Here is a 23459-nt window from a genome sequence, read left to right as displayed (position 1 = left end):
CTTCAACGCCTCCTCCTGATCTCTCTCGCCTCTCTTTCGGTCTCCCTGAGGATGACTATGTCGCCGACGCGGACCGGGCCTTTAACGTTCCTCCTGATGACGCGACCCTTGTCGCGTCCCTCGAGTATTCTAACCTTTACCTGGGTAACGCCGCCGGTGACACCGGTTCTTGCAACGATCTCGATGACCTCGGCGGGATATCCTTCGTCGCTCATACCTCACACCCCTTAAAACTCAACCTCGCGAGATGAACTTAAACCTTTCCACGTGTGAAGGAAGGAAAAGGAGCTCACTTCATGAGCTCCTTGACCTTCATGGCGATGTCCTCAACGAGCTCGCGGGCCTTGCCGGGCTCAATGATGGCAACGCTCGCAGCGGCAACCTCAAGCCCGGCGGCCGCACCGAGCTCCTTCTTGCTCGGAACGTAGATGTACGGGATCTCCTTCTCCTCGCACAGCGGCGGGAGGTGGGCAACTATCTCCTCTGGATCAACGTCCTCGGCAATGATAACGAGCTTGGCCTGGCCCCTCTCGACGGCCTTGGTGGTCTCGTTGGTGCCCTTCCTTATCCTTCCGGTGTCGCGAGCAATCTCAACGGCCTCAAGGGCCTTCTCGGCAAGCTCCTGGGGAACCTCAAACTTCACGTAGCTCGGCTTCGCCATCCTTCATCCCTCCGAAACCTCATCGTTCATCCGGTTTGTCAAGGTAGAAAGACGGATTGCGTTTTTAAACCTTTCCTTCAGTGGTCTTTCATGATCTCGCGCAGGACGCTGGTCGCGTAAACCCCCTTCGGAAGGAAGAATCTGAAGCACATTCCAGTTCCGGGAACGTAGCCGTAGGTCATGCCGAGGGGACGGATCAGGAGTTCCCTCCTACCTCCGGGTTCGGCCATCGGCTTTGGGAGCTTTTTGAATGTTTCAAGGGTTATCCCTTCCTCCTCAAGGATTTCCCTCTCGAGTTCACCCGGAATTCCCTTAGCCCCTCTCATCGCGAAGCCGAAGAGCGGACCCGAAACCATGGCCTCGCCCCTTCTCACCTTCTCGCGGACGAAGTTGATGTTAGTCTCGGTGACTCGGTAGGTTCTGTCGCGGTAAGGGATTCCGCCCTTCACTTGGACAACCACATCGCCGACGAGCGGTTCGTTGAGAGGTAGCTCCTCGCTCCTCCTCGGCAGGTATAGGTTGAAGAGGTAGCTCTGATAAGCGTGGATAAAGATGCGCATTATCGGGAGCGGGAGAGATAAGAAGGCCTTTCTCCAGCTTCCGGTCTTCTTGTAGGTGTAAAGCAGGGTCCTCTCGTAGCGGAGGAAGCGCGGGAACTCCTCCAAAGCCCTATCAACGTCGCCCGTCTCCCAGAAGTTCTTTCTGGCTTCATCACCCTCCATGCTCCCGTCGGCGTAGCCGAGGAAGAGCCTTGCAGCTTCTTCAAACTCTCCCCGGAGGAGGAGCTTTCCAATCAGGTGGTTTACCACCCTCCTCTCGCCGAAGCGCTGGTAGCCGAAGTAGTTGGGGAAGCCACCTTTCTCGCGGAGCTCATGGATTATCTCCTTAGCCCTTTCAAAGGCGTCCTCTTCGACGTCACGGACGATTATCCTAAACCTGTTGCCGAGCAGGTGGCCGAGCTTTATGAACCTGCCGTAGGAGACGAACCTCAGCTCGATGTCTCGGATCTGAACTGACTCAACTTTTTCCTTAGCTTCTGCGGGCACGCTTATGTACTGGTAAGTTACCGCGTGTCTGTCTTTGGTTCCAGCGAAGCCTATATCGCGGTGGCTTATCCCGGCGCGCTTGGCTATCTCCTTTATCACGGCCATAGTGTCCCAGTTGCGCTTTTTGAGGAGGAAAATCGCGTGCTTCCTCCCCTCGAAGATTTGGGGGAGGGGTTCTTCGATGACAACGAAATCCTCGGGAAGGATCTTGATTCTACCCCCTATCCCGGGCTTCTCGCTCAGGTGCCGGAACCGGGAGAAGAACTCGCGGTAGTCCATTTCACTCACCCACAATCTTCAGAAACTCCTGGAATGACCTGCAGTTTCTCCTGAGCCTATCAAAGTCGAGCTTGTTCACATAGTCAGGCAATTTGTGTTTGGCGTATCTCTCTCGTCGTTTCAGCTCGTCAGACGGCTTAGTGCTCCAGCTGTAGCCCAAACTCCTGCAAATCCATTCCTCTATTTCGTACTCAAAGATAAGGATTTTAACGGGTGTTTTTATCCTCTTCTTAGGAATGTGTTTCTGTACGTCATTCTTCCGGGAGTCATAATTAGAAGGGCCATCCCCATCGTAAACCACGAGGATAAGATCGGGTCTGGCGAGTTCAGCCGCTGTTATAATCCTGTTAAGCTTTGAGTTACAAAGGATGGGAGCATGGATGGGATTTTTTCTTCCCGTTATCTTCTTGAGCCTAACGTTGGTAAACCCTTCGCGGTTCAATCTGTTCAGAAGACGTTTGAAGAACTCTCCCCCGTAGGCGTCCTCGGTTATTATCACTATCTCCTTTGTCATGCCCATCACTGCTCGTCGTTTTCAAAGAGCGAGCCGTAGAGCCACCCCTCGCTGAGAGTGATGCCCTTCTCGTTGAGGAACTTCTTGATTTTCTCAGGGTTTCTTATCCTTCTAAAGATTGTCTCACCCTCCTCTTTATCAACAAGCACAAGGTCAGAGGGCTCGACAATATCAACGACAACCGGGGAGTGCGTGGTTATTATAACCTGGCTCTCGCTTTCTTTGAGCGTGTCGATTATGAGCTCAAGGGTTTCTGGGTGGAGGGAGTTCTCTATTTCGTCTATTATCAGGAGAGGTGGTTTTAGATAGGCCGCAGTCAGTATCGCAAGGACTTTGTAGAATCCGTCCGAGATGCTTGGGGGTGCGAGTTCAAGGTCGTTCTCAAAGACCTTCATCATGACCCTTCCATCCTCCGTCAGCTGGAAGAACACCCTCGTATTTGGAAACGCTATGGATAGAGGCTTGCTTATCTCATCGGGCAGCCTCCCCTCGCGGAGCCAGAGGTTGTAGAGAAGAGGGATGAGGTTTGAGGCATCTTCTTTGAGGGTGGTTTCTTTGCGGGGATACTGCGGGTTTTTGGCACTTCTTATGTTTAGCTGTCTGAGCAGGGGCGAAGATACCAACAGAAGGAACCCTTTCACAAAGCGAGAAATTACGAGATCCTCTCCTATTTTAGGGGAGACTACGAAAATTTCCTTTTTACTAGCATATCTCGTCTTGATTAACGGCAGGGCTCCAAACAATTTCCCTAAGACCTCCGAGAAAAACGCCTCTTCAGGCTTTTCAGGAGATAAGAGACCAAGGAGAGAGCTTGAACCTGGGGCTTCCAGCATGAGCTCGGGCTCTGGAGGGATAAACAGGTTATTAATCAGCCCCGGGACTTCTTTTGTTGCCCAGTAGAATCTTTCAGAGTACTTAAGATGAACACTGGGGCCTTTCTTCTCGAGAGTTAGATACCCCTTAACTTCAAGAACCTCCTTCAAAATCCTAAAACTCCCACCCGTCCCAGTAAAAGTAGTCTCAAAGTAAACGTCGTAGCCATCAACGTCGAAGAGCATTCCGACTGTTATCGGAAGCTCCTCCTTTCCGGCCCAGACGACGTTGTTGTAGCCCCACCACTCCAAGAAAGGATTATCGTCCCGCTCAAGGTAGATTTTTCTGAGGAGCTTGAATACCTCAACGAGGTTCGTTTTACCTGAGGCGTTAGGTCCGATGAGGACATTGAACTTATTGAGCTCTATCTCGCAGTCCCTGAGGCTTTTGAAGTTCTTGACGACGAGCTTCTTTAACCTCACGTTCCCACCGAAGATTAAAAACGGTCAGGTGATTAAAAGGCTTCCGTTCACACCAGCTTTAAATGACCAGTAACCTTATCGACCAGCTCCTCAGGGCCGGGCCCGATTGCAAGAACCGTGACCGTTCCGGGCGGAATTTCCGTTAGTCCGGCGTCCCTTATGAGCGCCGTCGGAAGTCCGAACCTTTCCGCCTTCTCCTTGAGCTGGAACAGCTCCTCAAGGTTCTCAGCCTTGACGACGACCTTCTTCTGCCCCTCGTTGAACCATGCTTTAAACCACTCGGGCTTCTCTTTCTGGGCCTTTAGAGCGGCGGTAACGGCCCCGTGAGCCACCTGGACCGCGAACTTGCCCTTGCTGAGCTTGAGGTCCTTCCGAGAGACTATAACCTGCTTGTACCTGAACATGAGCACCACCAAAAGGGCTTGGAATGGAATTTAAAAATTAAAGGGTCACCCCTCCGGGGGCTTCCTCTCCGAGGGCAGGCTCTCTCGGACGAGTTCTAGGCGGAGCTCTCTGAGGAGCACTTCCAGCTCGTCCCTCTTCCATTTCTTAGGAAGTCCTCCGGGTCTGCTCTTCCTCTTCCTGAGGAGGAACCTCCTGAAGGTCTGAACCTCGCGGTAGTAGCCGTAGGCGAGGTATCCGAGGATCAGGACGAGGATCAGCAGGACTATCGTGGCGATCTTCCAGTGGTTGGTTTCTTTGGGCAGGTAGGGTTTTATGACGTTCGAGAGCTCCTCCGCCAGGGCCTTTGCGTTCGTGGAGTTCTTGAGGGTCTGGTTAACGAACTCCGGAAGCTCGTTCTCACTCGGGTAGACGTGGATGACCTTCTCCTTAACGATAACCTTCGGCGGAACCGTATCGACGACGAGAACCGTGCCGAGGTCGAGCTCGTGTTCGCCCCCGAGCGGATCGCGGTAGGTCAGGGACGCCCTTATCGGGAAGCGGCCCGTTTCAAGAACCCTTATCTGAAGGGCCTTCTCGATGTTCCTTCCCGCGCTCAGGTTCCCCAGTCCTATCAAAGCGGGCCCGACGACTCCTCTCGGGTAGCTTATGTGGAGCTCCACATCGGTGATGTACTCAAACCTGCCGTCGGTTCCAGCGGCGCTGACGTTTATGAGGAGAAGAACCGGGCTCATGTTCTCGGTGTGGACGTAATGGCCCCAGTTTCCGCCAAAGGTTGAGTTCGAACCGAGTATCGTGACCTGGAGGTCTGGAACACCGTAGACTTTGACGTGTATGTCCGGCGTGGATTTGACCTGAACCTTGTTCCCGCTCTCGTCGTAGTAGGTGGCGACGACCCCAGAGATCGTGAACTCCCCCGGTTTTGTGGGCCTGAGGATGTAAACGATCGCAGGAACCTTCGAGTACGGTTTCAGGTCGCCGATGGACCAGCCGGTTTCCTTACCGACGAGTTCAAATCCGCTCGGCACAGGCGCGGCTATCGCGAGGTTCCTGGCCTCTCCGGGCCCGTTGTTGGCGACGTTTATGTAAACTGCCACCTCGCCGCCGACCATTAGCTCCGTGGGAACCGCGCTTATTGAGACCGAAACGTTGGCCGGTTCCGGAGGTCTGTAAACGGTTGAGCCCTGCGGGGCAAAGATCCCGATGAGGGCCCTGCCGTGCTCTGAATCGGCACTGTACACCGCGAGCATGAGCGGAACGCCTTCGACCGCAACCGGGCCCGAGCCGATGGGGACGTTTACCCTCTTTGACAGCACGCTCCCGTTTGCGGCGGTGAAGTTCACTAAGGCCAGAAAGCTCGAGGTGGTTGGCAGGTTGAGGCCACCGCTCAGGCTGAAGGCCGTTAACCTGACGACTGCGGTGCCGAGCGGGGTCTCCACCTTAACCGGCTGGTTTACGGGCACGTAGCCTTTGTAGGCCTCGACAAAGACCGTTGGTTCGGTTTTTACCGGCTTCGAACCGTTGCCGGCGGGGATCTGCTGAAGGGTCAGGTTTTCGGCGTCGAGCTTTGGAAGGTAAACGTTCAGCCAGGCAACGTCCTTTGAAGCGCTCTGGAGCTCAACCCTGAGGTAGTCCGTGTACATTACCCCGGGGGCAAGCTGGTAGTCAAAGCCCCTTGATTCACCCACGGTCAGGTTGAAGACCTTGAAGTCCGTCAGCGGGGGCAGTTTAACCCCGATTGTTGCCCCGTTCTGCCACGAGGCGAGAAGGCGTATCATCACGTTCTTGTTTATAACAACCGTCTCGTTCGGGACCATCTGGAGGTTTTCCCTGACCCGGACGAGGGGAGATGTGATGGAGATGACTATGAGGCCGTTCTCCCTGTCTATCGAGTTGAGCGCCACCGCGAAGACCTCGGAGTCCCGTGACGGGAAGTAGCCCACCTCCCCCTCCCGGAGGAACAGCAGCTGAACGCCGCTGGCATACGAGACCCTGATCGTTACGAGGCTCCAGTTCGTGCTGACGTCGTAGAACTGGATCGTGTAGTTCGCTATCCTGACGCTGTCCCCAAGTCCGAGGACTATCGGCGAGATCTCGGCACTCCAGCTTCTCTCAGCGTGCACCTGCGGTGCGTAAACCGGCAGCAGGAGAAAGATCAGCAGGATTGGAAGGACTTTCTTTGAACCCATTTCACTCCCTCCCGTTGATGCTGGAATAAAAAGGGCAGAAAAGTATAAAGGGGTTTTGCTCACGGAACCAGTCTCTTCCTGTCCCTCGGGAAGAGTATGACCTCCCTGATGTTTGGCAAATCGAGCATCTGCTTTATCAGCCTCTCGGCGCCGAGGCCGAAGCCACCGTGCGGCGGCATTCCGTAGCGGAAGGCCTTGAGGTAGAACTCGAAGCTCTCTGGATTGAGTCCCTTCTCCTTAATCTGCTCGACGAGGACGTCAACGCGGTGTTCCCTCTGGCCACCGGAGGTTATCTCGACGCCCCTGTACTCCAAATCGAAGGCCCTGCAGATTTCGGGCTTATCGTCGTACTTCATGATGTAAAAGGGCTTGGCCTCGCTCGGATACTTGTAGAGGAAGTAGAGCGGTGCCTCCTCGTTCTCCATCATGTACTTTCCGAGTAGCCTCTCGCCCTCGGTGTCTATGTCCTCGCCCCACTCTATAGTTTTGCCGAGGTCCGCCAAAATCTCAAGGGCCTTATCGTAGCTCAGCCTCGGGAAGGGCAGTTTCGGCTCCTCCAGCTCGAAGTTGAGGGTTTCGAGTTCCTTCGCGTTGTGCTCGCGGACGTAGTTGATCGTATAAGCCACTAGCCTCTCAAGGAGCGCCATTACCTCCTCCTCGCTTTCGATGAAGGCCATCTCTGCATCAACGCTCCACGCCTCGTTGAGGTGCCTCGTCGTGTTGTGCTCCTCCGCCCTGAAAATCGGCGCTATCTCGTAAACCCTGTCCAGACCGCTTGCCATCATAATCTGCTTGTAGAGCTGTGGGCTCTGGGCGAGAAAAGCGTCCTTCTCGAAGTATTTCATCGGAAAGAGCTCCGTTCCACCCTCGGTTGCCGTCGCAATAATCTTGGGCGTGTGAATCTCGATGAAGCCGTTCTCGTGGAAGAAATCCCTTATCGCCTTGAAGACGCTCGAGCGTATCTTGAAAATCGCCATTACCTCGGGCCTTCTGACGTCCATGAAGCGGTTGTCCAGGCGGGTGTCGAGCTCGGCCTTGACCTTCCCCGTCGGGTCGAGGGGTAGAGGTGCCTCCGCCCTGCTGAGGATCTCAAGCTTCTCCGGGAGAATCTCAAAGCCGAGCTTCGCCTTGGGCGTGAAGTTAACAGTTCCCTCGACCGCGACGACGTCTTCGCTGTTGAGCTTCGGAATGAGCTTGAATATCTCGGGGTCAACCTTCTTCTTCGGGGCAGTAATCTGGACTATCCCCTCCCTGTCCCTGAGCCAGAGGAACTTGATTCCGCCCAAATCCTTGACTTCCCACACCCAGCCGGCCACTTTAACGCGCTGGCCGTTGAGTTCCTCGGTTATCTCGCTCGAGTAGTGCGTCCTGTACATGGCCATCCCCAGAAGGAGTAGGGGCGAGCTTTTAAAGGTATTCGATTGTACCAAAACCTTAATCTATTCCCAAACGAAGTTTGAAATGGTGAGAGGATGAGCGAGACCGTGACCACTTCCAGCGAGGTTACAAAGCTCATGGCCGAGAGCATAGCGAAGAAAATAGGTGAGAAGCCCGAGGACGTTCTGTGGTTCTTCGAGCTTAAGAGCCTCATCGAAGCTTCTCGCTCCGGGAAGCTTGACAAACTCGCACCCAAATCGGATAAATCCGTTGGGATAGACCAGTCACTGGAAAAGCTCCTCGATGCTGGAAAGAAAAACTTCAGGAAATACAAGAGGATAGAAGAGAAACTCAGGAAAGCCGGTTTGGTGTGAGCCAATGCCAAAACTCCGAACCGTCATTGACACGTCGATTTTAGTGAGCGCGCTTAAATCCAAAGACGAAGCCAGAAGCCCGGCGTGGAAGATTCTGGAAATGCTAAAAACCAAGGAGATTGAAAACTACGTTACTCCTGAAATCCTCGATGAGATGGAGATTACTCTGTTCTCGATAGCGATGGAGTTCGCAACTCCCGAAACGTATTGGGACCTCGTGGATAAAGCCAATAGGATACTGGGCATAATCCGCTCTAATTCGAGGTTTCTTGAGCCCAAACACGCTCTGAGCGATAAGAAGACTCTTGTAAAACTCCAAGACCCCGACGATGTGAAATTCCTTGAGGCAGTTTTCGCGTCCAAAGCAAAGTACCTCATCACCGAGAACACGAAGCACTTTGGGAACTTTGTCTTAAAGGATGACTCCAGAACGGGCCGAGCAAGAATTGCGAACCACTATTTTTACGTGCTTACGGCTAGGGAGTTCGTGAAAACAGTACTGAAAAGGAAAGGACTCAGATGAAAGAGATCTTCACGTCCTTCCCGAGGACCTGGGCCAGAATGCTCTCGAGGAGCTCCGGTTTCTCGGGAAGCCTCTTCTTCTCCCTCGTCGCGACGAGTATCTTGTAGTACTTCTCCCCTCCCGGCCTGTACACAACGTTGACGCCGAAAACGCTCGCCGGGTAGAAGAGGTCGGTCGCGAGCTTCTTTATGTCATCGGTGGTCTCGGCTTCGATTCCCTCGATGACCCTGACGCGCTTTCCGAGCTCCTTCACGAGGGCCTTTATGTTCTTTCCTCCCTTGCCTATGACAACGGGCACGTCTCCTTTGCCAACGACTATGACGATTAGATCCCCGGCCTCGACGGCCTTCTTGAACTCGACGTCCACATCCCCGAGAAGCTTGTAGAGCAGTCTCGCGACCTTAACGTCGAGCTCGGAGATTATACCTTCCTGGAGCTTCTTCTCGTCAGCCGGGCACAGAATACCGTCCGTCTTTAGGCAAACCTCACAGATCGGGGCCTTCATTCGCTCACCTCCCGCAGAATGACCTTGAACGGCTAAACTAAATTTTGGAAGCCATTTAAAAAGGTTATTATGGCCTAAAGCTCGCCTTCGATTTCCCGCCGGATTCTCTCGATGAAGCCGACCGTAAAGCGGTGTCTGTCCTCGGCGATGCGCTTTGCCGTTTCAGTGTACATCAAGTCCTTGAGCTTGAGGATTTTCTCCTCGAAGTGCCTCAGCGATGCCTCGATATCTCTCCCGTGCTCGCCGGAGTACATGAAAACGCGAGCAATTCCAATGGCCCCTATCGCGTCGAGCTTGTCCGCGTCGCTGAGTATCTTCGCCTCGAGAGTCCTCGGCTCCGGTCCGCGGGAAAAGCGATGGGCCTCGATTGCGTGAGCAACCGCCTCGGCCTTCTCCTCTGGATAACCAAGGCTCAGGAGAAAGCGCCTCGCTATCTTCGCCCCTTCCAATGCATGATCCTCAACCTTTCCGGCGTCCTCAAGGGGCCTCGCTATGTCGTGGAGGAGCGAAGCGAGGGCGAGGACTTCAAGGTCAGCCCCTTCCTCTTTGCCTATGTGCATGCAGAGGTTGAAAACCCTCTCCACGTGGCTGAAGCCGTGCGTTCCCTCCCGCTCAAAGAAGCCCCTCGCGAACTCGCGCGTCCTCTCTATGAGCGCCCGGGTCCTGGCGTCGGGTATGAACTCCTCAAGCTTCATAACCTCACCCGATGGATTCGCTCACAATTGCCTTTAAAAGCTCAACCATTCTGCGATGTATCTCCATCGATATCCCGTCGACGCTCTCCTCCACCTTTTTTGAGACCCCGTCGATTATTCCCGCCTTTACGAGCGCTCTAACGACCTTCCCCTCATCCCAGCCCGAGAGAAGGTTTTTCCCGGTTTCGAGGGAGAGCTGGGCAACGAGTCCGTAGGCACCCCAGTTCGAAACTGCGGAGATTACGAGCTCGTCGGTTTCGACGGTGCTGGCTATGAGATCGCCCCTGGGGATGTGCCTGAGCACGAGATCCTTTATCTTGCCCATCCCGACCTCGTTGCCGCCGTCCCCGATGCCTATCGTCGGAACGCCCAGTTCCCGGGCCTCGATGAAAATCCAGTCGAAGATTTCCCTCTCAACGGGAACTCCGCTCATCGACCTCGCTTTCCCATCCTTTCCCCGCCCGGGCGTCTCAACCGCCACTATAACGGAGTAGTCCTCTGGCCTGGGCGATCCTGCAAAGCTGACCTTGAACTCCCCGAGCGCGGCCTCGACCTCCGGGTAGCTCAGGATCTCGGCGCGGCCGCCGATCATCTCGACGGCCTTTGCGATCGCCAGTGCCCCGGGGGGACCGTCCGTCTCGGGAACGTTTTCAGGGGGTATGGGGAAGCCCGTCACTATCAGAACCCTCTCGGGGTTTTCAAGTATAATTCTGGCGGCGTTCTTGAGGAAGTCGAAGTTTTCCCTCCGGTAGTCAAGATAAAGGGAAAGAATTCCCCTGTTCCCGACGTCCGTGTTTATGAGGTGGGCTATCATTCTTCCACCTCGTGAACGACGATCCGGACTTTTCTGCCTTTGATGGCCTCTTTGAGCCTCCACCAGAGTTCAGTTGGTTCTTCGCTCCTGTGGATCAGCTCGTGGCCGTTTTCAAGCTTCACCCTCTTCTCCTCGTATTTCACAAACACGCCCTCGGCCTCGAACACCTTTCCCATTCACACCACCTCCAACACTTTCCTGAGCTCGTGAAGGGTTCCGATTTTAAAGTCCGGGAAGTGAAAGTCCTCGCCGCCTTCCCTCGCTATCCACACGGTTTTCATGCCCACGTTCTTTCCCCCGTACACGTCCTGCCAGAGGGAATCCCCAACCATTAGGGCCTCTTCCGGGGCAACGTTGAGCTCTTCAAGGGCCCTGAGGAAGATCTTGGGCTCTGGTTTTATGGCGTTCACATCGTCCCTTGTTATCACGACGTCGAAGTATTTTGAGAGGCCCGTAAGTTCGAGCTTAAGCCTCTGGTATTCCGGCCCGCTGGTGACGACGCCCAGCTTTATGTCCTCCCCGCGCAGCCACCCGAGAACCGGAACCGTGTCCGGGTAAACGTGGAGCTTGTGGGGGTACCTCCTCAGCAGGTCCTCGTACCTCAGATCCAAATCGAAGAGTCGGAAGAAGAAGTTCCAGTCGTGCCACTCGTAGGTCTCCCTCCTCCCGAGGATCTCATCGAGGAATCTCTTCCTCGCCTCCTCCTTGTTTATTCCGAGTTTCTTGGAGAGCTTCTCGTATACCTGCGGGAGGAAGAGCTGGATGAGGGGCATCTCGGTGAGCAAGGTGTGATCGATGTCAAAGAGCACCGCCTTTATCATTGCCTTCACCCCACTCCTTGACGAGGAGTGCTATTACCTCCATCCTGTTTTTAACGTCTTTGTCGGTCACCATCCCCCAGATTACGTCCTTCTTCCTCAGGATCTCCTGGAACATCGCAAGAATCTCGTGGGCCTCCTTCAGGGCAACGTCGTCCCGGGCGAGGGTTATGACGATCCCCCTGTCCCAGATTCCCCAGTGCCAGCTCAGATCCACACTGCGAAGGAGCCTTATTATACCGACGTTGCCTCCCCGAACCACCGAAAAAAAGTCGGCGTAGTCCACGTTTATGAGCATCTGGCCCTCCAGGTTCCGAATAAGTGCGCTGAGGGCCCGGGCTATTGAGCCGGACGCCTCCTCGTAGGCCTCGCTCAGGGGTTTCCTTTCGTCGAAGAACTCCCAGAGGGAGTCGTAGAAGACCGTGTCAAAGGGCCCGGCCCAGGGGGGTTTCTCCTCCTCAACGAGTTCCCTCGCGGGTGTGAAAACGTAGGCCAGTTTCGTTGTGCCCTCGGGAACGCTGTTGATTATTGTTTCCAGGATCTCCACGTTGATCGGCTTGTCCTCCGTTAGGATCCAGAGGATGGAATCTTCGGGAACGGCCGAGAAAAAGAGGGGAATCCTCCTCAGGTACTCCTCCGTTCTCAGCAGGTATCTCCCGGGGTTCACCGTGACCTTTATCGAGTCGAGGTTGATGGCATTGACGACCTTTGAGCCGGCCCCGCCTATTCCAACAAAAACGTGGGTGAAACCTATCACCGCCCCTCCCGATAGGAAAAGGGGAAAGGAGTTAATAAATCATTCGAGGGTGGCGTGCTTTCTCTTCATGTCCTTCTCGGTCTTCTGGAACGTTGCCATGAGGAGCGCTATTATCCCGTCGAGGAATATCATGGTCGAGTCCTCGAAGAGGGTTCCCATCGGGGCGATCCACTTGTACTGGGTGAGCATCTGCCTCGCTATATAGTCCGTCGGTACGTCCGTCTTCGCCCTTCCCGGGATCTCGACGACCACATCGGCGAGCTTTCCGAGGGTTGAGTTGGCGTAGGACGTTATCGCCGCTATCTTGCCCCCCTGCTCCTTGGCTATTCTCGCCGCGTCAACGATGCTCTGCGTTTCGCCGGATCCGCTGATGGCTATGAGCAGATCCCCGGGCTCGAAGGCCGGCGTTATGGTCTCGCCGACGACGTAGACGTTGAAGTCGAGGTGCATGAGCCTCATCGCGAAGGCCTTGCCTACCAGACCGCTCCTCCCGGCCCCGTAGATGAATATCTTGTTGGCCCCGATCATGGCATCGACGAAGCCGCGAACCTGTTCGAGCTTGAGGCTCTCGGCAACGCCCTTGATGTGGTCGAGTATGTCGAGCATGGCCTTCCTTATGGTCATCATGTACTCGCCCCAGAAGAGGTCTATGATCTGCCGCGTAACCTTCTCCGGGTCTTTGGCCTTCGTTATGGCGCTGCCGACGATTATTATGGTTGCACCGAGCTCTATAACCTTCGGAATCGTCTCGAGGTTCAGCCCGCCGGCAACTGCCACGGGAACGCTCACAGCCTTAACGACCTTTTCGAGATCCTCTAAGGGGCTCTTGCCCTGGACCTGCTCGTCTATGCCGGTATGCACGAGGATGTAGTGGACGCCCATCTTTTCGAGCTCTTTGGCACGCTTAACCTTGTCCTTAACCCCTATCAGGTCAACCATAACCCTGATTCCGTATCTCCTGGCGACGTCGACCGCGTCCTTGATGGTTTTGTCGTCGGCAACACCGAGAATAGAAACGACGTCCGCACCGTGCCTCGCGGCCATCTCAACTTCCAAAGCTCCAGTGTCCATCGTCTTCAGGTCGGCGACGATCTTCCTGTCCGGAAAGCGCCTCTTGAGAAGCTCCACCGCGCGCATGCCTTCCTTTTTGATGAGCGGTGTTCCAACCTCAAGCCAGTGGGCCCCGCCACGGGCGGCCTTCTCCGCGATAGAAAGAGCCTGATCTATATCTGTAACGTCGAGTGCAACCTGAAGTATCATCTCCCCGCCTCCGAGGATTTTTCAGTGGGGGGTTGTCAGGTTTGCTTTTAAACCTTTGGTGCTGGCGCTGTCTTTGTACATTTTCATGTCAAACAGCGGCGTCCTCCTTTGTAACGTTTCGAAGTTCATTTTGACATAACCCGGTTTATCTACGCAAAATTTTATTGAGGGCATCGTTTGATGAAATCCATACGATTTACCCGTTGGTAAACGTAAAGTATATAACTGATCACCGACACAATACTTGACGTTAATGTACGCTTTAGTTGTTTGAACAATGTTTGGGAGGAATGAAGAATGAGATGGGCCGCAGTTGGATTGATAATGGCGTTGGTGCTGGCAACCGTCGCCGTTGGTTGTATTCAGGGGGAGAAGACCCAGACAATAACCATATACACCGGAGGTACCAGCGGTGTCTACTTCCCCCTCGGTTCCAAGTACGCGGAGATATTGAATAAGAACGGAATAAAGGCAAAGGCAGTTACGAGTGGAGCGAGCGTTACGAACGCCAAGGCAATCGGTGAGGGTAAGGCTCAGGCAGCCATCCTTCAGAACGACGTTGCTTACTACGCCTACCACGGCCTCTACATGTTCAAGGACCAGCCCGTGAAGAACATCCGCGGTGTCGCGGCGCTCTATCCTGAGACCGTTCAGTTCGTGGTTAAGGCGGACAGCAACATAAAGAGCCTTGAGGACCTCAAGGGCAAGAAGGTCGCCATCGGTGCCCCGGGAAGCGGTACCCAAGTGGCCGCCGAGCAGATACTCAAGGCCGCCGGCGTCTGGGACAGCATTGAGAAGGTGAACCAGAAGTTCAGCGAGGCCGCACAGAGCCTTAAGCTCGGCCAGATCGATGCGGCCGTTATAGTTTCCGGAGCTCCAACCCCTGCCGTTGACCAGATCGCCCAGCAGACCCCGGTCAGGGTTCTTCCAATTCCGGACGACATACTCAACAAGCTCCACCAGGAGGGCTACATCTTCTACGTCAGGCAGGTTCTCCCGAAGGACACCTACAAAGGAATGCAGGAGGACACCCCGACCCTCGCCGTTAAGGCGATGCTCGCCGTCAGCGCTGACCTCCCAGAGGACACCGTTTACAAGATGACCAAGATACTCTTCGACAACCTCGACGAGCTCCACAAGGTTCACGCCAAGACCAAGTACATAAGCCTCGACACGGCACTCGACGGTATGAGCATACCGCTCCACCCCGGAGCCTACAAGTACTACCAGGAGAAGGGCATTCAGGTTCCTAACAACCTTAAACCGCCCAGCGGGTGAGGGTAGTTGAAAAAGTTTCTTTTCTTTTTTGTCCTTGCAATCATACCTATTTTCCTGCTTCCAGTTAACTGTCTCGTCATAAGCGACGGTACCCACGAGCGGGTTTATTCTCTGGGGGTTCACAACGTTACCATCCGTTACATCCATAGCGTAGAGCGGAGCACCGTGATAGAGGTCCTCCAGGTGAACTCCAGCGGAATCTACGCCCGGGAGATGTGGTGGAAGGACTTTGGGGCTGGCCTTCCCGAGGACATACAGTTCATGAAGGACGGGTTCTACGTCAAGAGGATAGACATTCCCCTCGGGAAGAGCCTGGACTTCTGGTTCATCCCCCTCAACCGGGCCAGGATATACGTTGACGGCCACCTGGTGCTCCAGCCGAAGTCGGAGGCGCTCGTTCACTTCCGTGTGGAGAGATGTATGCTGATCCAGAAAGTTGTTGGGAGGTGTTGATATGGTTGAAAACAAGGAGGAGCAGGTTGAAAAGGTCGAGGTGGTCATCGAGAGAACCAGAAAGCTTCCCCCGCACCTCGAAAAGGTCATAACAGTTGCTGCAGTATTGATCGGTATCTATGAAATCCTGTTTATATTCAACTTCAACTACACCCTCTACGACATGTTCTCCCGCATGGGGATAAAGATAGGCTTTCTGAAGACCACTTTCCAGACGAAGCAGGGTGAAGCCTTCGTCATGGCCATGATCCTGCTGATCACTTACCTGCTGTACCCCATTAAAAAGGACAGAAAGCACCTCGAAAAGGTGCAGTTCTACGATTACATACTTGCGGCCCTTGGCGTTGTGTCCGCGTTTTACCTCTTCAAGGTCTACCCGAGGTACACAGAATTCGCGAACGTTTACATGAGGGACGTCTTCTTCGGGATCCTCGCAATAATCCTCGTCCTGGAAGCAACGAGGAGGGTCCTCGGGTGGGTTCTTCCCCTCGTCGTTACGGTGTTTTTGGTGTACGGCATCTACAACATAAACTTCGACTGGATCCGCTTCACCCAGCAGCTCTACTTTGACGAGGGAATCTTCGGCATTCCCTTCTTCGTCATGACGATATACGTCTTCGCCTTCGTGTTCTTTGGAGCGTTCCTGCTCAAGATAGGCATCAGCGATTACATAACGGAGTTCATGATAACCCTGTTCGGCAAGAGACCCGGTGGGCCGGCCAAAGCGGCGGTCGTGGCGAGCGGTCTTATGGGCACGGTCAGCGGGTCGAGCGTCGCCAACGTCCTCACGACGGGTACCTTCACGATCCCCTTGATGAAAAAGGCCGGGTATCCCCCCGAGATAGCCGGTGCGGTTGAACCGGTTGCATCAACGGGCGGCCAGCTCATGCCCCCGATAATGGGTGCGGCAGCGTTCATAATGGCGGAGTTCCTCGGCGTGCCCTACAACAAGCTCATAATAGCCGCAGTTATACCTGCCTTGGTCTACTACTCCGGAGTGTACCTCTTCATAGACCTCGAAACCAAGAGGCTCGGCCTCAGAGGAATGCCCACCGAGCACTTCGCTCCGCTCAGGTACTTCGTCCGGAAGCTCTACATCCTCCTGCCCATCGCCGTCATAACCGTTGCCCTCGTCTGGGGAATCGCCCCGCACATCTCGGCGATTTCTTCACTCGGTATCGCCATCTGGGTTGCGTGGATAGCCAAGGACAAGATCAAGGGGCACGAGGGCCTTTACGTTGCGGTGGTACTGATAACTACCCTCCTCATGTTCACCGGGACGGCAACCGCCACCCTAGTCGCCGGGGTTCTGGTTCTCCTGGGCCTTGCCCTGGTGGCTATGGCCTTCTTCACCGATCTGGTTGAGTTCAACGAGAAGCTCTACATCAGCCTGCTCTTCATATTCTTCGTGGCAATGGTCAAGTACCTCGGGATGAACAAGGAGCAGATACTCCTGCTCAGCGGCGTCATGGGAATAGTCTTCTCGATGATCGTTGGCTACATCTCCAAGAGCGAGGAAGGCAATGAGATGTACAGGGCGACCTACGAATCCATGATCGACGCGGGCAAAACCAGCACGAGCGTCATGCTCGCCGCGGCGAGCGCGGGCCTGATCCAGGGAGTTCTGACGATGACGGGCCTGATCACGAGCCTCGGCTACCGCCTCGTCGACCTAACAGCCGGCAACCTCTGGCTCCTCCTCATCCTGACGATGGTGTTCAGCCTCATACTCGGAATGGGCGTGCCGACGACCGCCAACTACATCATAACTTCTCTTGTCGCCGCTCCGGCTATATACAACGCCGTCTCAAGCCTTCAGCCCTACAACCTCAACGTCCCCGGCTACGGAACGAGCATAGCCCTCCTCGCCGCCCACTTCTTCGTGTTCTACTTCGGAATCCTCGCCGACATAACGCCGCCGGTGGCGCTGGCCAGCTACGCCGGTTCCGCGTTAGCCGGTGGCGACTTCTGGAAGACCGCAATGAACGCCGTCAAGTACGCGCTGGCCGGCTACATAGGGCCGTACATCTACTTCACCCACCCGGAGATGTTCATCATAACCGTGCAGAAGTGGACGGTGGAAACGGCCCTGACAGTGATCTTCGACTTCGGGGCGACGCTGATGGTGATGTACCTGCTGGCCATAGCCCTCACCGGCTGGTTTGGAAAGCACCTGAGAAAAGAGCTGAGGGCCCTTGCTGGCGTCGTGGGTCTGCTTTCGGCCTCCCTGCACCCGATACCTGTTGCCATCGGAGTTGCCACGGTGCTCTTCCTGAGGTTCTTCGGCAAGAAGCTCTGATCCCTTTTCTGCTTTTCCATTTCCCTTGGAAGGGTGGACAGAAAGAAAAGCTAATAGAGCATGACCTCGAAGCCGAGTTCGCTCAGCAGGTCTGCAAGCTCCTCGCTGTCCACGTATGCTAGGAGGTGGTGGTTTCCTATCGTTCCGTCCACGAAGTCCTTGGCCTCTTCAACCCTAAGCCTGACCTGCGTCCTGCACCGGCTCTCGCTCCTCTCCGTTCCGACCACCTCGACGCCGGCAACTATGGCCTTTCTTCCACGCACCTTCAGGAGCGAGGCCTTCCCCTTCGGCATCTCCACGGCGACTCCGACTCCGGTTCCGCTCTCAAAGTGAGTTCTCAGGATGTATTCCCCGAGGAGGGGGGCCGTGCAGTGGGCCAGGATAACGTAGTCATCACCGTAGTCCGCCACGTTGCCCATGAAGGCCGGTCTGTCGAAGAACCGCCTGACGATGAGCATGCCGAGGAGTGAGTTCAGCTCGCCCTCGCAGGCCGCGGGGATTCCCTCGGTGTTGAACATCGCTAATGCCAAACAGGGCGTCGTTCCTATCTTTCCAATGAGGTCAAAGCAGCCGATCGTGAAGCCGTCCAGCCGGTAGTCCTCGACGATCTTTTTGAGGGCAAGGTAAACCCGTCCCGCCTTGGCGAGGGATTTCCTGCCCGGTTCCTTTATCTCGCGGGCCTTCTCAATGATCCCCTCTATTGTTCTAAGGCCCTCCTCGTCGCTGATGGCTTCATAGTACTCGTAGAACTTCTTCAGGCTTACGTGGACGTAGGGGAGCTCGAAGCGCTCGTTGATGAGCCACGGGGATACCCTGCCGATCAGGCCAAGGCGCGCCCTCAGAAACCTCTCAAAGAGCTCGGCCGAGTCTTCGTATCCAAGCAAAGCCGCCTTCAGCTCGTCTTCCTCCTTAACGAGGGTGGCCGGAATGAGCCTTTCCCTGAAGTACTCCCTCAGCTCAATGCCAGCCGCTATCGAGTTGTTGAAGGGATCACCGTAAATTATGACGGGTTTCCTGTAAACGGCGAACTCTTTGAGCCCGTTTTCGGTTCCCCCTGTTAAGGGGTAGAGCACGAGCACGTCCGCCTCGTTGAAGTCAACTTCCTCCTTGAGCCTCCTGAAGTCGGACTTGGTCGATACGAAGAGGCCGCCCATTACCTCGTGCTCCCCCGCGAGACGGCTGAGGAATTCCGAGGCCTTCTTCTCGAATGCCCTGGGATCGGCCAGCTCGCTAATCCCGAAGACGACACCAACCTTCACGATATCACCCCTCTTGAGTCAGGGATCATCGGCTTCCTCGCTTATGAACCTTTCTTTCTAACCCCCGTGGAAAAGGTATAAATACGAAGCGGCCCAACGTTCTTTGGGGTGACCCCATGAGGGGCAGAACAATCTACGCGGTGATCGTTCTCTTTGTTCTTGTTGCGGGAATCGCTTCCAGCGGCTGTATCGGCGGGAGCAGGGAGAAGAGCTGGCTTGAGCTGGTTCCCTCTGATGCCGTGGTGGCGGGCGTTTTTGACATGAACACGGTAAAAGAGGCCGCCTTTGAGGAGCTCATGAAGAACATCAGCCTCTATCCAAAGTACGAGTCTTTGAGGGAGAACGTTCTGAACGAGACGGGCGTTGACATCGCGACGCTGTCCAGGGCGATTTTCGTTGTGAGGGGCTACGACGAGGGGAACCAGCGGCCGAAGATGGCGGTATACGTCGAGGGGAGCGTGGACGTTGAGAAGGTCAGGAAAAAGATTGAGAGCCTCAACGAGACGGTCTCCCACACCACTTACATGGGCGTCGATGAATACTTCGATCGCGAGAACTGGGGGGTTGCCGTCAGCGACAGCTACATCATCGTTGGGGATAGGGTCACGATCGAGGAAATGATCGATCTGATAAACGGCCACGGGAAGTGGGCCAAGCAGTACAGTGGGATCGTTGAGAAGGTCGGCTCGGGAAACCTGGTGGTTGTCTACGACTTTCGGGAGCTTATGAACCTCACTGCGCCGGAGCGTGAATCCAAGGAAATTACGCCGATTTCCCTCGGAAGCGTTGAGGAGAGCATCAGGTACGGCGCCTTTAAGCTCACCCTGACTGGCGATACATACTCCTTCAAGCTGGCCCTTGAGACCGACAGTTCAGCAGACGCCTCCAGCCTGGCAAAACAGTTGAGGGGCTTTGTCTCGCTTCTCGACCTCAAGTTCTCCCAGCAGGCGAACTCCCCCATCGTTGAGATCCTGCGGAGCATCAAGATTTCAACGTCCGATAACTTCGTGTTCATAGACCTGAGCGTGTCGGGCAAACAGCTTGAGAAACTCTTCACCTACGGTGCCGTTCCAGAAGCGGCCCTGGGCTGATTCTCTTCTTTGTTTTGAAAGAAAAATGAAAAGATCATTTCAGCCGCTCGAGGATTATCGCCGGGCAGACCTTGATGACGCCGTCGATCTTTCCGATCTTGTTCGATATGATGTCCGAGAGATCGTTGCCGTCCTTGGCCCATATCTCGGCCATTATCATGTGGTCGCCGCTCGTGAGGTAGACGTTCCTCACGAAATCGAACTCCTTGAGCTTGCTGGCGACTTCGAATATCTTCTCCGGGAGCGTGTCGATCCCGGTTAGGCTCACGAGGTTGTAGCCGAGCTTTGATGGATCGATGACGATGGTGTACTGCTTTATAACGCCTGCCTCCTCAAGGGCCCTTACGCGCTTCCTGACGGCCGTCTCGCTTATTCCCAGCACTTTGGCGATCTCGGTGAAGGGCGTCCTCGCGTCCTTGGTAAGCATCTCGATTATTACCATGTCCCTCTCATCCAGCAACTTTTCCACCTCCTACCTAATATCGAACTAGGACGTTATGATTTATTAACTTAGCGGTTCTTCAATTGAATCACTGACGTTTTAACTCGACCACCGCCTCGACGTGGGGTGTGTGTGGAAACATGTCGAGACCTATTATATCACTTACGGTGTAAACCCTCTTAAGTTTATCGAGGTCCCGGGCGAGGGTTTTGGGATTGCACGAGACGTAGACCAGCTGCTCGGGCCCGTTTTGGACCAGTCTCTCAACGAGTTTCGGGTGCAAACCCGCCCTGGGTGGATCGACGATAACGGTGTCGTACGCCCTCAGACTTTCGACGTCCCTGTCGGCACCGACCCGGAAACTCGCGTTTACTCCGTTCAGCTCGGCGTTTCTGTTGGCCATTTTGACCGCGAAGGGATTGATCTCGATGCCCTCAACTCTAAAGCCCCTCTTCGCCAGGTAAACGCCGAACGTTCCGACGCCGGAATAAAGGTCAAGAACCCTCTCCCCATCGACCCTCTTTGCCACCTCGCGCAGCAGCTCAACGGCCCCGTAGCTGTTGGTCTGGAAGAAGCTGTTCGGGTGGATCAGGTAAAGGGTTCCGTCGAGCTCCTCCCGTATGAATTCGCCGCCCCAGAATCGCTCGATCTCACCGTAGGAAACGTCGCTGGGCGTCCTGTTAACGCTCCAGTAGAGTGAATCCGCGTATGCGAAGTACTCGGGAAAGTCCTCGGGAAGCTTCCCCGGGGCCGTCACGAGGTTCACCATGAGCTCCCCCGTGAACTTGCCCTCCCGGATCACGATGTACCTCAGAAACCCCTCGTTTTTTCCGATCTCGTAGAGGCTCACGTCATGATCCTCGATGAACTCGCGGAGGGACTTCAAAACCCTCTTCGAGGAGCGGCCGAAGACAGGGCACCACTCGATGTCCACGACGTCCCACCAGGTGCCGTACCGCCTAAAGCCTATCCCTTTTGTCGAAATGACAACATCAATCCTGTTTCTATGGCCAAATATCTTTGGTGAAGGGATAACATCGACGTTTTCGTTTAGAATCGAGCTGAGCTTGGACTTCTTGAACTCGAGCTGGTCCCCGTAGTCCAGATGCTGGAGCAGGCAGCCGCCGCACCTTCCAAAGTACCTGCATTCGGGTTCTTTCCTCATCGGGGAGGGTTCGATGACCTCAAACCGCTCAGCTATGAGTTTTCTTTTCTTCTTTCGCGTTTTCTCGATCCTAACCCTGTCCCCAGGGGCCGAGAACGGGACGAGGATTCTCCTCCGCCCGGTCTTCACAACTCCTAAACCGTCCTCGTTGAGCTTCCTAACGGTTCCCTCGATCGCCATTGAAGCCCTCTACCGGGTTTTGGTTTATAAACCCTTGGCCCGTCGCGGTGACGATTTTTGTCCAGTAAAGTTTATTTATGTAGAGCGATAACTATTATCGGTGCTCTTCCCATGCTCGGCAGGAGCAAGGATTTCGTTTACAAGGTTCTGGCAACGAAAAAGAGGGCCGTTGCCCTCCAGCACCTGAGTTCGGAACTCGAAACCCCGATGCCGGCACTTCTCTCAACGGTGAAGAAACTTGAGTCCGACGGCCTGGTTGAGGTGTTCTACGGCCGGGAAAAGGCAAACATCATGGTGAAGGCCAAAACCCTTGAGGACTACGTTTAATCCCTCCCTCTAATCCGACTCCTGCCCTTTGACCGTTTCTTTTCTTTCAAGGATCTCCGAAACCCTGATTATCGGCAGAAATGCGTAGCCCTTCGAGGTTATCCTCTCCTCAGCCCCCTCTTCCCTGTCAACCACAACCGCTATGGCCGCTATTCTCGCTCCGAGGGACTCAAGGACTTCCGCGGCCCGAAGAACGCTTCCCCCCGTGGTCGTCACGTCTTCGACCAAAAGGATTTTGTCCCCCTCCTCAATATCCCCCTCGACCTGGCTTCCCGTGCCGTGGCCTTTGGGCTTTTTCCTGACTATGACGAGGGGCTTTCTCGTCCTGAGAGACACTGCAGTCGCTATCGGAACCGCTCCAAGCTCCGGGCCGGCGACGCGGTCAAAGACGATTCCCTTCTCCCCGGTGAGGGCCCTAATCAGCTCAGCTATCGTCTCCAGGGCCTCCGGATCGGTTACGACCTTCTTGACGTTGATGTAGTAATCGCTCTCCTTCCCCGAGGACAGCACGAAGTGGCCGAAGAGAACCGCTCCGGACTCAAGCATTTTATCGATCAAGGAAGCCTTAGCCTCGGTCATGGCAACACACCTGTATAAATTTTCCACTGAAATTCGCTGGAATTGACAGAAAAGAGTTTAAAAAAGTTGGCCTCACTCGGAGGCCTTCTTCTCGGCCATCTTCTTCACGGCCTCTCCGGCATCGGCGAAGCTCTTGAAGAGCTTGAGCATCTCCATCGGAAGCGGCAGAACTATGACGTTGCTCTTGTCGCTGGCCACGTCGCTTATCGTCTGGAGCGTTCTGAGCTGGAGCGCCATGGGGTGTTCGCTTATTATCTGCGCCGCCTCGCGGAGCTTTTCGGCTGCCTGTCTCTCGGCTTCCGCCAGGGTGATCCTGGCCCTTCTCTCCCTCTCCGCCTCCGCCTGCTTTGCCATGGCCCTCTGCATTCCGGCGGGCAGTTCCACGTCCTTTATCTCAACGGTCGTTACCTTGATTCCCCAGGGATCGGTCGCCTCGTCGATGATCTTCTGGAGCTCCATGTTCAGTTTATCCCTCTCGCTGAGCAGCTCGTCTAGGTGGGCCTGGCCGATGACGCTCCTCAGCGTTGTCTGGGCGATCTGGCTCGTCGCGACGATGTAGTTGGCAACCTGGGTAACGGCCTTCACCGGATCGACGACCCTGAAGTACACGACCGCGTTCACCTTAACCGGAACGTTGTCCTTGGTTATGGTCTCCTGGACCGGAACGTCGAGGACCCTCGTCCTGAGGTCGACTATGACGGCCTTTTCGAAAATCGGGATTATGAAGAACAGTCCCGGTCCCCTGGCACCGACGACCCTACCGAGACGGAATATAACGGCCCTCTCGTACTCCTTGACTATCTTTATGGCGCTGGCCAGTACTATCAAAACAAAAAGCAAAATCGTTCCAAGAATTATGGTCCCCAAACTTGCCATC

At 55.0% G+C, this 23459-nt stretch carries 27 protein-coding genes; 7 read left to right on the top strand and 20 right to left on the bottom strand.

Going from position 1 to position 23459, the window contains the following annotated elements:
* Nucleotides 1-2 precede the first annotated feature (2 nt).
* The 8 genes from TAM4_RS06070 to aspS all read right to left on the bottom strand — a co-directional run bounded on the left by TAM4_RS06070 (nucleotide 3) and on the right by aspS (nucleotide 7762).
* Nucleotides 3-215, bottom strand: a complete 213-nt coding sequence (locus tag TAM4_RS06070) for a 30S ribosomal protein S28e (protein WP_014122365.1) — start codon at nucleotides 213-215, stop codon at nucleotides 3-5.
* Between the two features lie 74 nt (nucleotides 216-289).
* A complete protein-coding gene (gene rpl7ae / locus TAM4_RS06065; RefSeq protein WP_014122364.1) occupies nucleotides 290-661 on the bottom strand; it encodes a 50S ribosomal protein L7Ae in 372 nt (123 codons plus the stop codon).
* A gap of 77 nt (nucleotides 662-738) precedes the next feature.
* On the bottom strand, nucleotides 739-1986 hold the full coding sequence (gene truD, locus TAM4_RS06060; protein ID WP_014122363.1) for a tRNA pseudouridine(13) synthase TruD: 1248 nt from the start codon (nucleotides 1984-1986) through the stop codon (nucleotides 739-741).
* A 1-nt stretch (nucleotide 1987) separates the two neighbouring features.
* Nucleotides 1988-2506, bottom strand: coding sequence for a hypothetical protein (locus TAM4_RS06055; protein WP_148258632.1), 519 nt, complete (start codon nucleotides 2504-2506; stop codon nucleotides 1988-1990).
* Entirely contained in the window at nucleotides 2506-3795 is a 1290-nt protein-coding gene (locus TAM4_RS06050) for an AAA family ATPase (protein WP_014122362.1), read from the bottom strand. The genes TAM4_RS06055 and TAM4_RS06050 overlap by 1 nt, the downstream gene beginning before the upstream one ends.
* A gap of 47 nt (nucleotides 3796-3842) precedes the next feature.
* The gene (gene pth2, locus TAM4_RS06045; RefSeq protein ID WP_014122361.1) at nucleotides 3843-4199 is read right to left on the bottom strand and encodes a peptidyl-tRNA hydrolase Pth2; all 357 of its coding nucleotides are present in this window, start codon (nucleotides 4197-4199) and stop codon (nucleotides 3843-3845) included.
* 45 nt (nucleotides 4200-4244) lie between these two features.
* The gene (locus TAM4_RS06040; protein WP_014122360.1) at nucleotides 4245-6386 is read right to left on the bottom strand and encodes a BatD family protein; all 2142 of its coding nucleotides are present in this window, start codon (nucleotides 6384-6386) and stop codon (nucleotides 4245-4247) included.
* A gap of 59 nt (nucleotides 6387-6445) precedes the next feature.
* Nucleotides 6446-7762, bottom strand: coding sequence for an aspartate--tRNA(Asn) ligase (gene aspS / locus TAM4_RS06035; protein ID WP_014122359.1), 1317 nt, complete (start codon nucleotides 7760-7762; stop codon nucleotides 6446-6448).
* 96 nt (nucleotides 7763-7858) lie between these two features.
* Between aspS and TAM4_RS06030 the strand changes: the two genes are divergently transcribed.
* Both TAM4_RS06030 and TAM4_RS06025 read left to right on the top strand, forming a co-directional pair.
* Nucleotides 7859-8137, top strand: coding sequence for a hypothetical protein (locus TAM4_RS06030; RefSeq protein WP_014122358.1), 279 nt, complete (start codon nucleotides 7859-7861; stop codon nucleotides 8135-8137).
* A 4-nt stretch (nucleotides 8138-8141) separates the two neighbouring features.
* Nucleotides 8142-8660 (top strand): putative toxin-antitoxin system toxin component, PIN family, encoded by a 519-nt coding sequence (locus tag TAM4_RS06025; protein WP_048150108.1) that lies wholly within the window; start codon nucleotides 8142-8144, stop codon nucleotides 8658-8660.
* Here the strand turns inward: TAM4_RS06025 and TAM4_RS06020 are convergent.
* From TAM4_RS06020 to hxlAB, 7 genes are all read right to left on the bottom strand, one after another.
* The gene (locus tag TAM4_RS06020; RefSeq protein ID WP_014122356.1) at nucleotides 8653-9165 is read right to left on the bottom strand and encodes a KH domain-containing protein; all 513 of its coding nucleotides are present in this window, start codon (nucleotides 9163-9165) and stop codon (nucleotides 8653-8655) included. The genes TAM4_RS06025 and TAM4_RS06020 overlap by 8 nt on opposite strands.
* A 74-nt stretch (nucleotides 9166-9239) precedes the next feature.
* Nucleotides 9240-9860 (bottom strand): HD domain-containing protein, encoded by a 621-nt coding sequence (locus TAM4_RS06015; RefSeq protein WP_014122355.1) that lies wholly within the window; start codon nucleotides 9858-9860, stop codon nucleotides 9240-9242.
* Nucleotides 9861-9864: 4 nt separating this feature from the next.
* Complete coding sequence (locus TAM4_RS06010) at nucleotides 9865-10674, bottom strand: glutamate cyclase domain-containing protein (protein ID WP_014122354.1); 810 nt, start codon at nucleotides 10672-10674, stop codon at nucleotides 9865-9867.
* Nucleotides 10671-10850, bottom strand: coding sequence for a hypothetical protein (locus TAM4_RS06005; protein WP_014122353.1), 180 nt, complete (start codon nucleotides 10848-10850; stop codon nucleotides 10671-10673). The genes TAM4_RS06010 and TAM4_RS06005 overlap by 4 nt, the downstream gene beginning before the upstream one ends.
* Nucleotides 10851-11495: a TIGR02253 family HAD-type hydrolase gene (locus TAM4_RS06000; protein WP_014122352.1), complete on the bottom strand. Its 645-nt coding sequence runs from the start codon at nucleotides 11493-11495 to the stop codon at nucleotides 10851-10853. It lies immediately after the preceding gene.
* Nucleotides 11473-12249, bottom strand: coding sequence for a hypothetical protein (locus TAM4_RS05995; RefSeq protein ID WP_014122351.1), 777 nt, complete (start codon nucleotides 12247-12249; stop codon nucleotides 11473-11475). The genes TAM4_RS06000 and TAM4_RS05995 overlap by 23 nt, the downstream gene beginning before the upstream one ends.
* 39 nt (nucleotides 12250-12288) lie before the next feature.
* Nucleotides 12289-13509 carry a bifunctional 3-hexulose-6-phosphate synthase/6-phospho-3-hexuloisomerase gene (hxlAB, locus tag TAM4_RS05990; RefSeq protein ID WP_014122350.1) on the bottom strand — a complete coding sequence of 407 codons (1221 nt, stop codon included), beginning with the start codon at nucleotides 13507-13509 and terminating at the stop codon, nucleotides 12289-12291.
* A gap of 297 nt (nucleotides 13510-13806) precedes the next feature.
* Between hxlAB and TAM4_RS05985 the strand changes: the two genes are divergently transcribed.
* From TAM4_RS05985 to TAM4_RS05975, 3 genes are read left to right on the top strand one after another with little or no spacing between them, the layout of a single operon-like run.
* Nucleotides 13807-14787: a TAXI family TRAP transporter solute-binding subunit gene (locus TAM4_RS05985; RefSeq protein ID WP_014122348.1), complete on the top strand. Its 981-nt coding sequence runs from the start codon at nucleotides 13807-13809 to the stop codon at nucleotides 14785-14787.
* A 6-nt stretch (nucleotides 14788-14793) separates the two neighbouring features.
* Nucleotides 14794-15240 (top strand): DUF1850 domain-containing protein, encoded by a 447-nt coding sequence (locus tag TAM4_RS05980; protein WP_014122347.1) that lies wholly within the window; start codon nucleotides 14794-14796, stop codon nucleotides 15238-15240.
* Nucleotide 15241: 1 nt separating this feature from the next.
* Nucleotides 15242-17539, top strand: a complete 2298-nt coding sequence (locus TAM4_RS05975) for a TRAP transporter fused permease subunit (RefSeq protein ID WP_014122346.1) — start codon at nucleotides 15242-15244, stop codon at nucleotides 17537-17539.
* Between the two features lie 50 nt (nucleotides 17540-17589).
* On the opposite strand, the gene TAM4_RS05970 is transcribed toward TAM4_RS05975, so the two are convergent.
* Nucleotides 17590-18798, bottom strand: coding sequence for a hypothetical protein (locus TAM4_RS05970; RefSeq protein WP_014122345.1), 1209 nt, complete (start codon nucleotides 18796-18798; stop codon nucleotides 17590-17592).
* Between the two features lie 116 nt (nucleotides 18799-18914).
* Between TAM4_RS05970 and TAM4_RS05965 the strand changes: the two genes are divergently transcribed.
* Nucleotides 18915-19889, top strand: a complete 975-nt coding sequence (locus TAM4_RS05965; protein ID WP_014122344.1) for a hypothetical protein — start codon at nucleotides 18915-18917, stop codon at nucleotides 19887-19889.
* A 34-nt stretch (nucleotides 19890-19923) separates the two neighbouring features.
* On the opposite strand, the gene lrpA is transcribed toward TAM4_RS05965, so the two are convergent.
* Nucleotides 19924-20349: an HTH-type transcriptional regulator LrpA gene (lrpA, locus tag TAM4_RS05960; RefSeq protein WP_014122343.1), complete on the bottom strand. Its 426-nt coding sequence runs from the start codon at nucleotides 20347-20349 to the stop codon at nucleotides 19924-19926.
* A 70-nt stretch (nucleotides 20350-20419) separates the two neighbouring features.
* Nucleotides 20420-21676, bottom strand: coding sequence for a 23S rRNA (uracil(1939)-C(5))-methyltransferase RlmD (gene rlmD / locus TAM4_RS05955; protein ID WP_014122342.1), 1257 nt, complete (start codon nucleotides 21674-21676; stop codon nucleotides 20420-20422).
* A gap of 111 nt (nucleotides 21677-21787) precedes the next feature.
* Here rlmD and TAM4_RS05950 point away from each other — a divergent pair, with 111 nt between their 5' ends.
* The gene (locus tag TAM4_RS05950) at nucleotides 21788-22003 is read left to right on the top strand and encodes a hypothetical protein (RefSeq protein WP_014122341.1); all 216 of its coding nucleotides are present in this window, start codon (nucleotides 21788-21790) and stop codon (nucleotides 22001-22003) included.
* A gap of 9 nt (nucleotides 22004-22012) precedes the next feature.
* Here TAM4_RS05950 and pyrE read toward each other — a convergent pair whose 3' ends face one another.
* Nucleotides 22013-22582 carry an orotate phosphoribosyltransferase gene (gene pyrE, locus TAM4_RS05945; protein ID WP_014122340.1) on the bottom strand — a complete coding sequence of 190 codons (570 nt, stop codon included), beginning with the start codon at nucleotides 22580-22582 and terminating at the stop codon, nucleotides 22013-22015.
* A 72-nt stretch (nucleotides 22583-22654) separates the two neighbouring features.
* Nucleotides 22655-23458, bottom strand: a complete 804-nt coding sequence (locus tag TAM4_RS05940) for a slipin family protein (RefSeq protein ID WP_014122339.1) — start codon at nucleotides 23456-23458, stop codon at nucleotides 22655-22657.
* Nucleotide 23459: the final 1 nt, after the last annotated feature.

The sequence above is a fragment of the Thermococcus sp. AM4 genome (assembly GCF_000151205.2).
In the GTDB taxonomy this organism is placed as follows: domain Archaea; phylum Methanobacteriota_B; class Thermococci; order Thermococcales; family Thermococcaceae; genus Thermococcus.
The sequence above is the reverse complement of the archived record's forward strand: the minus strand, read 5'-3'. Positions and strand labels throughout refer to the sequence as shown.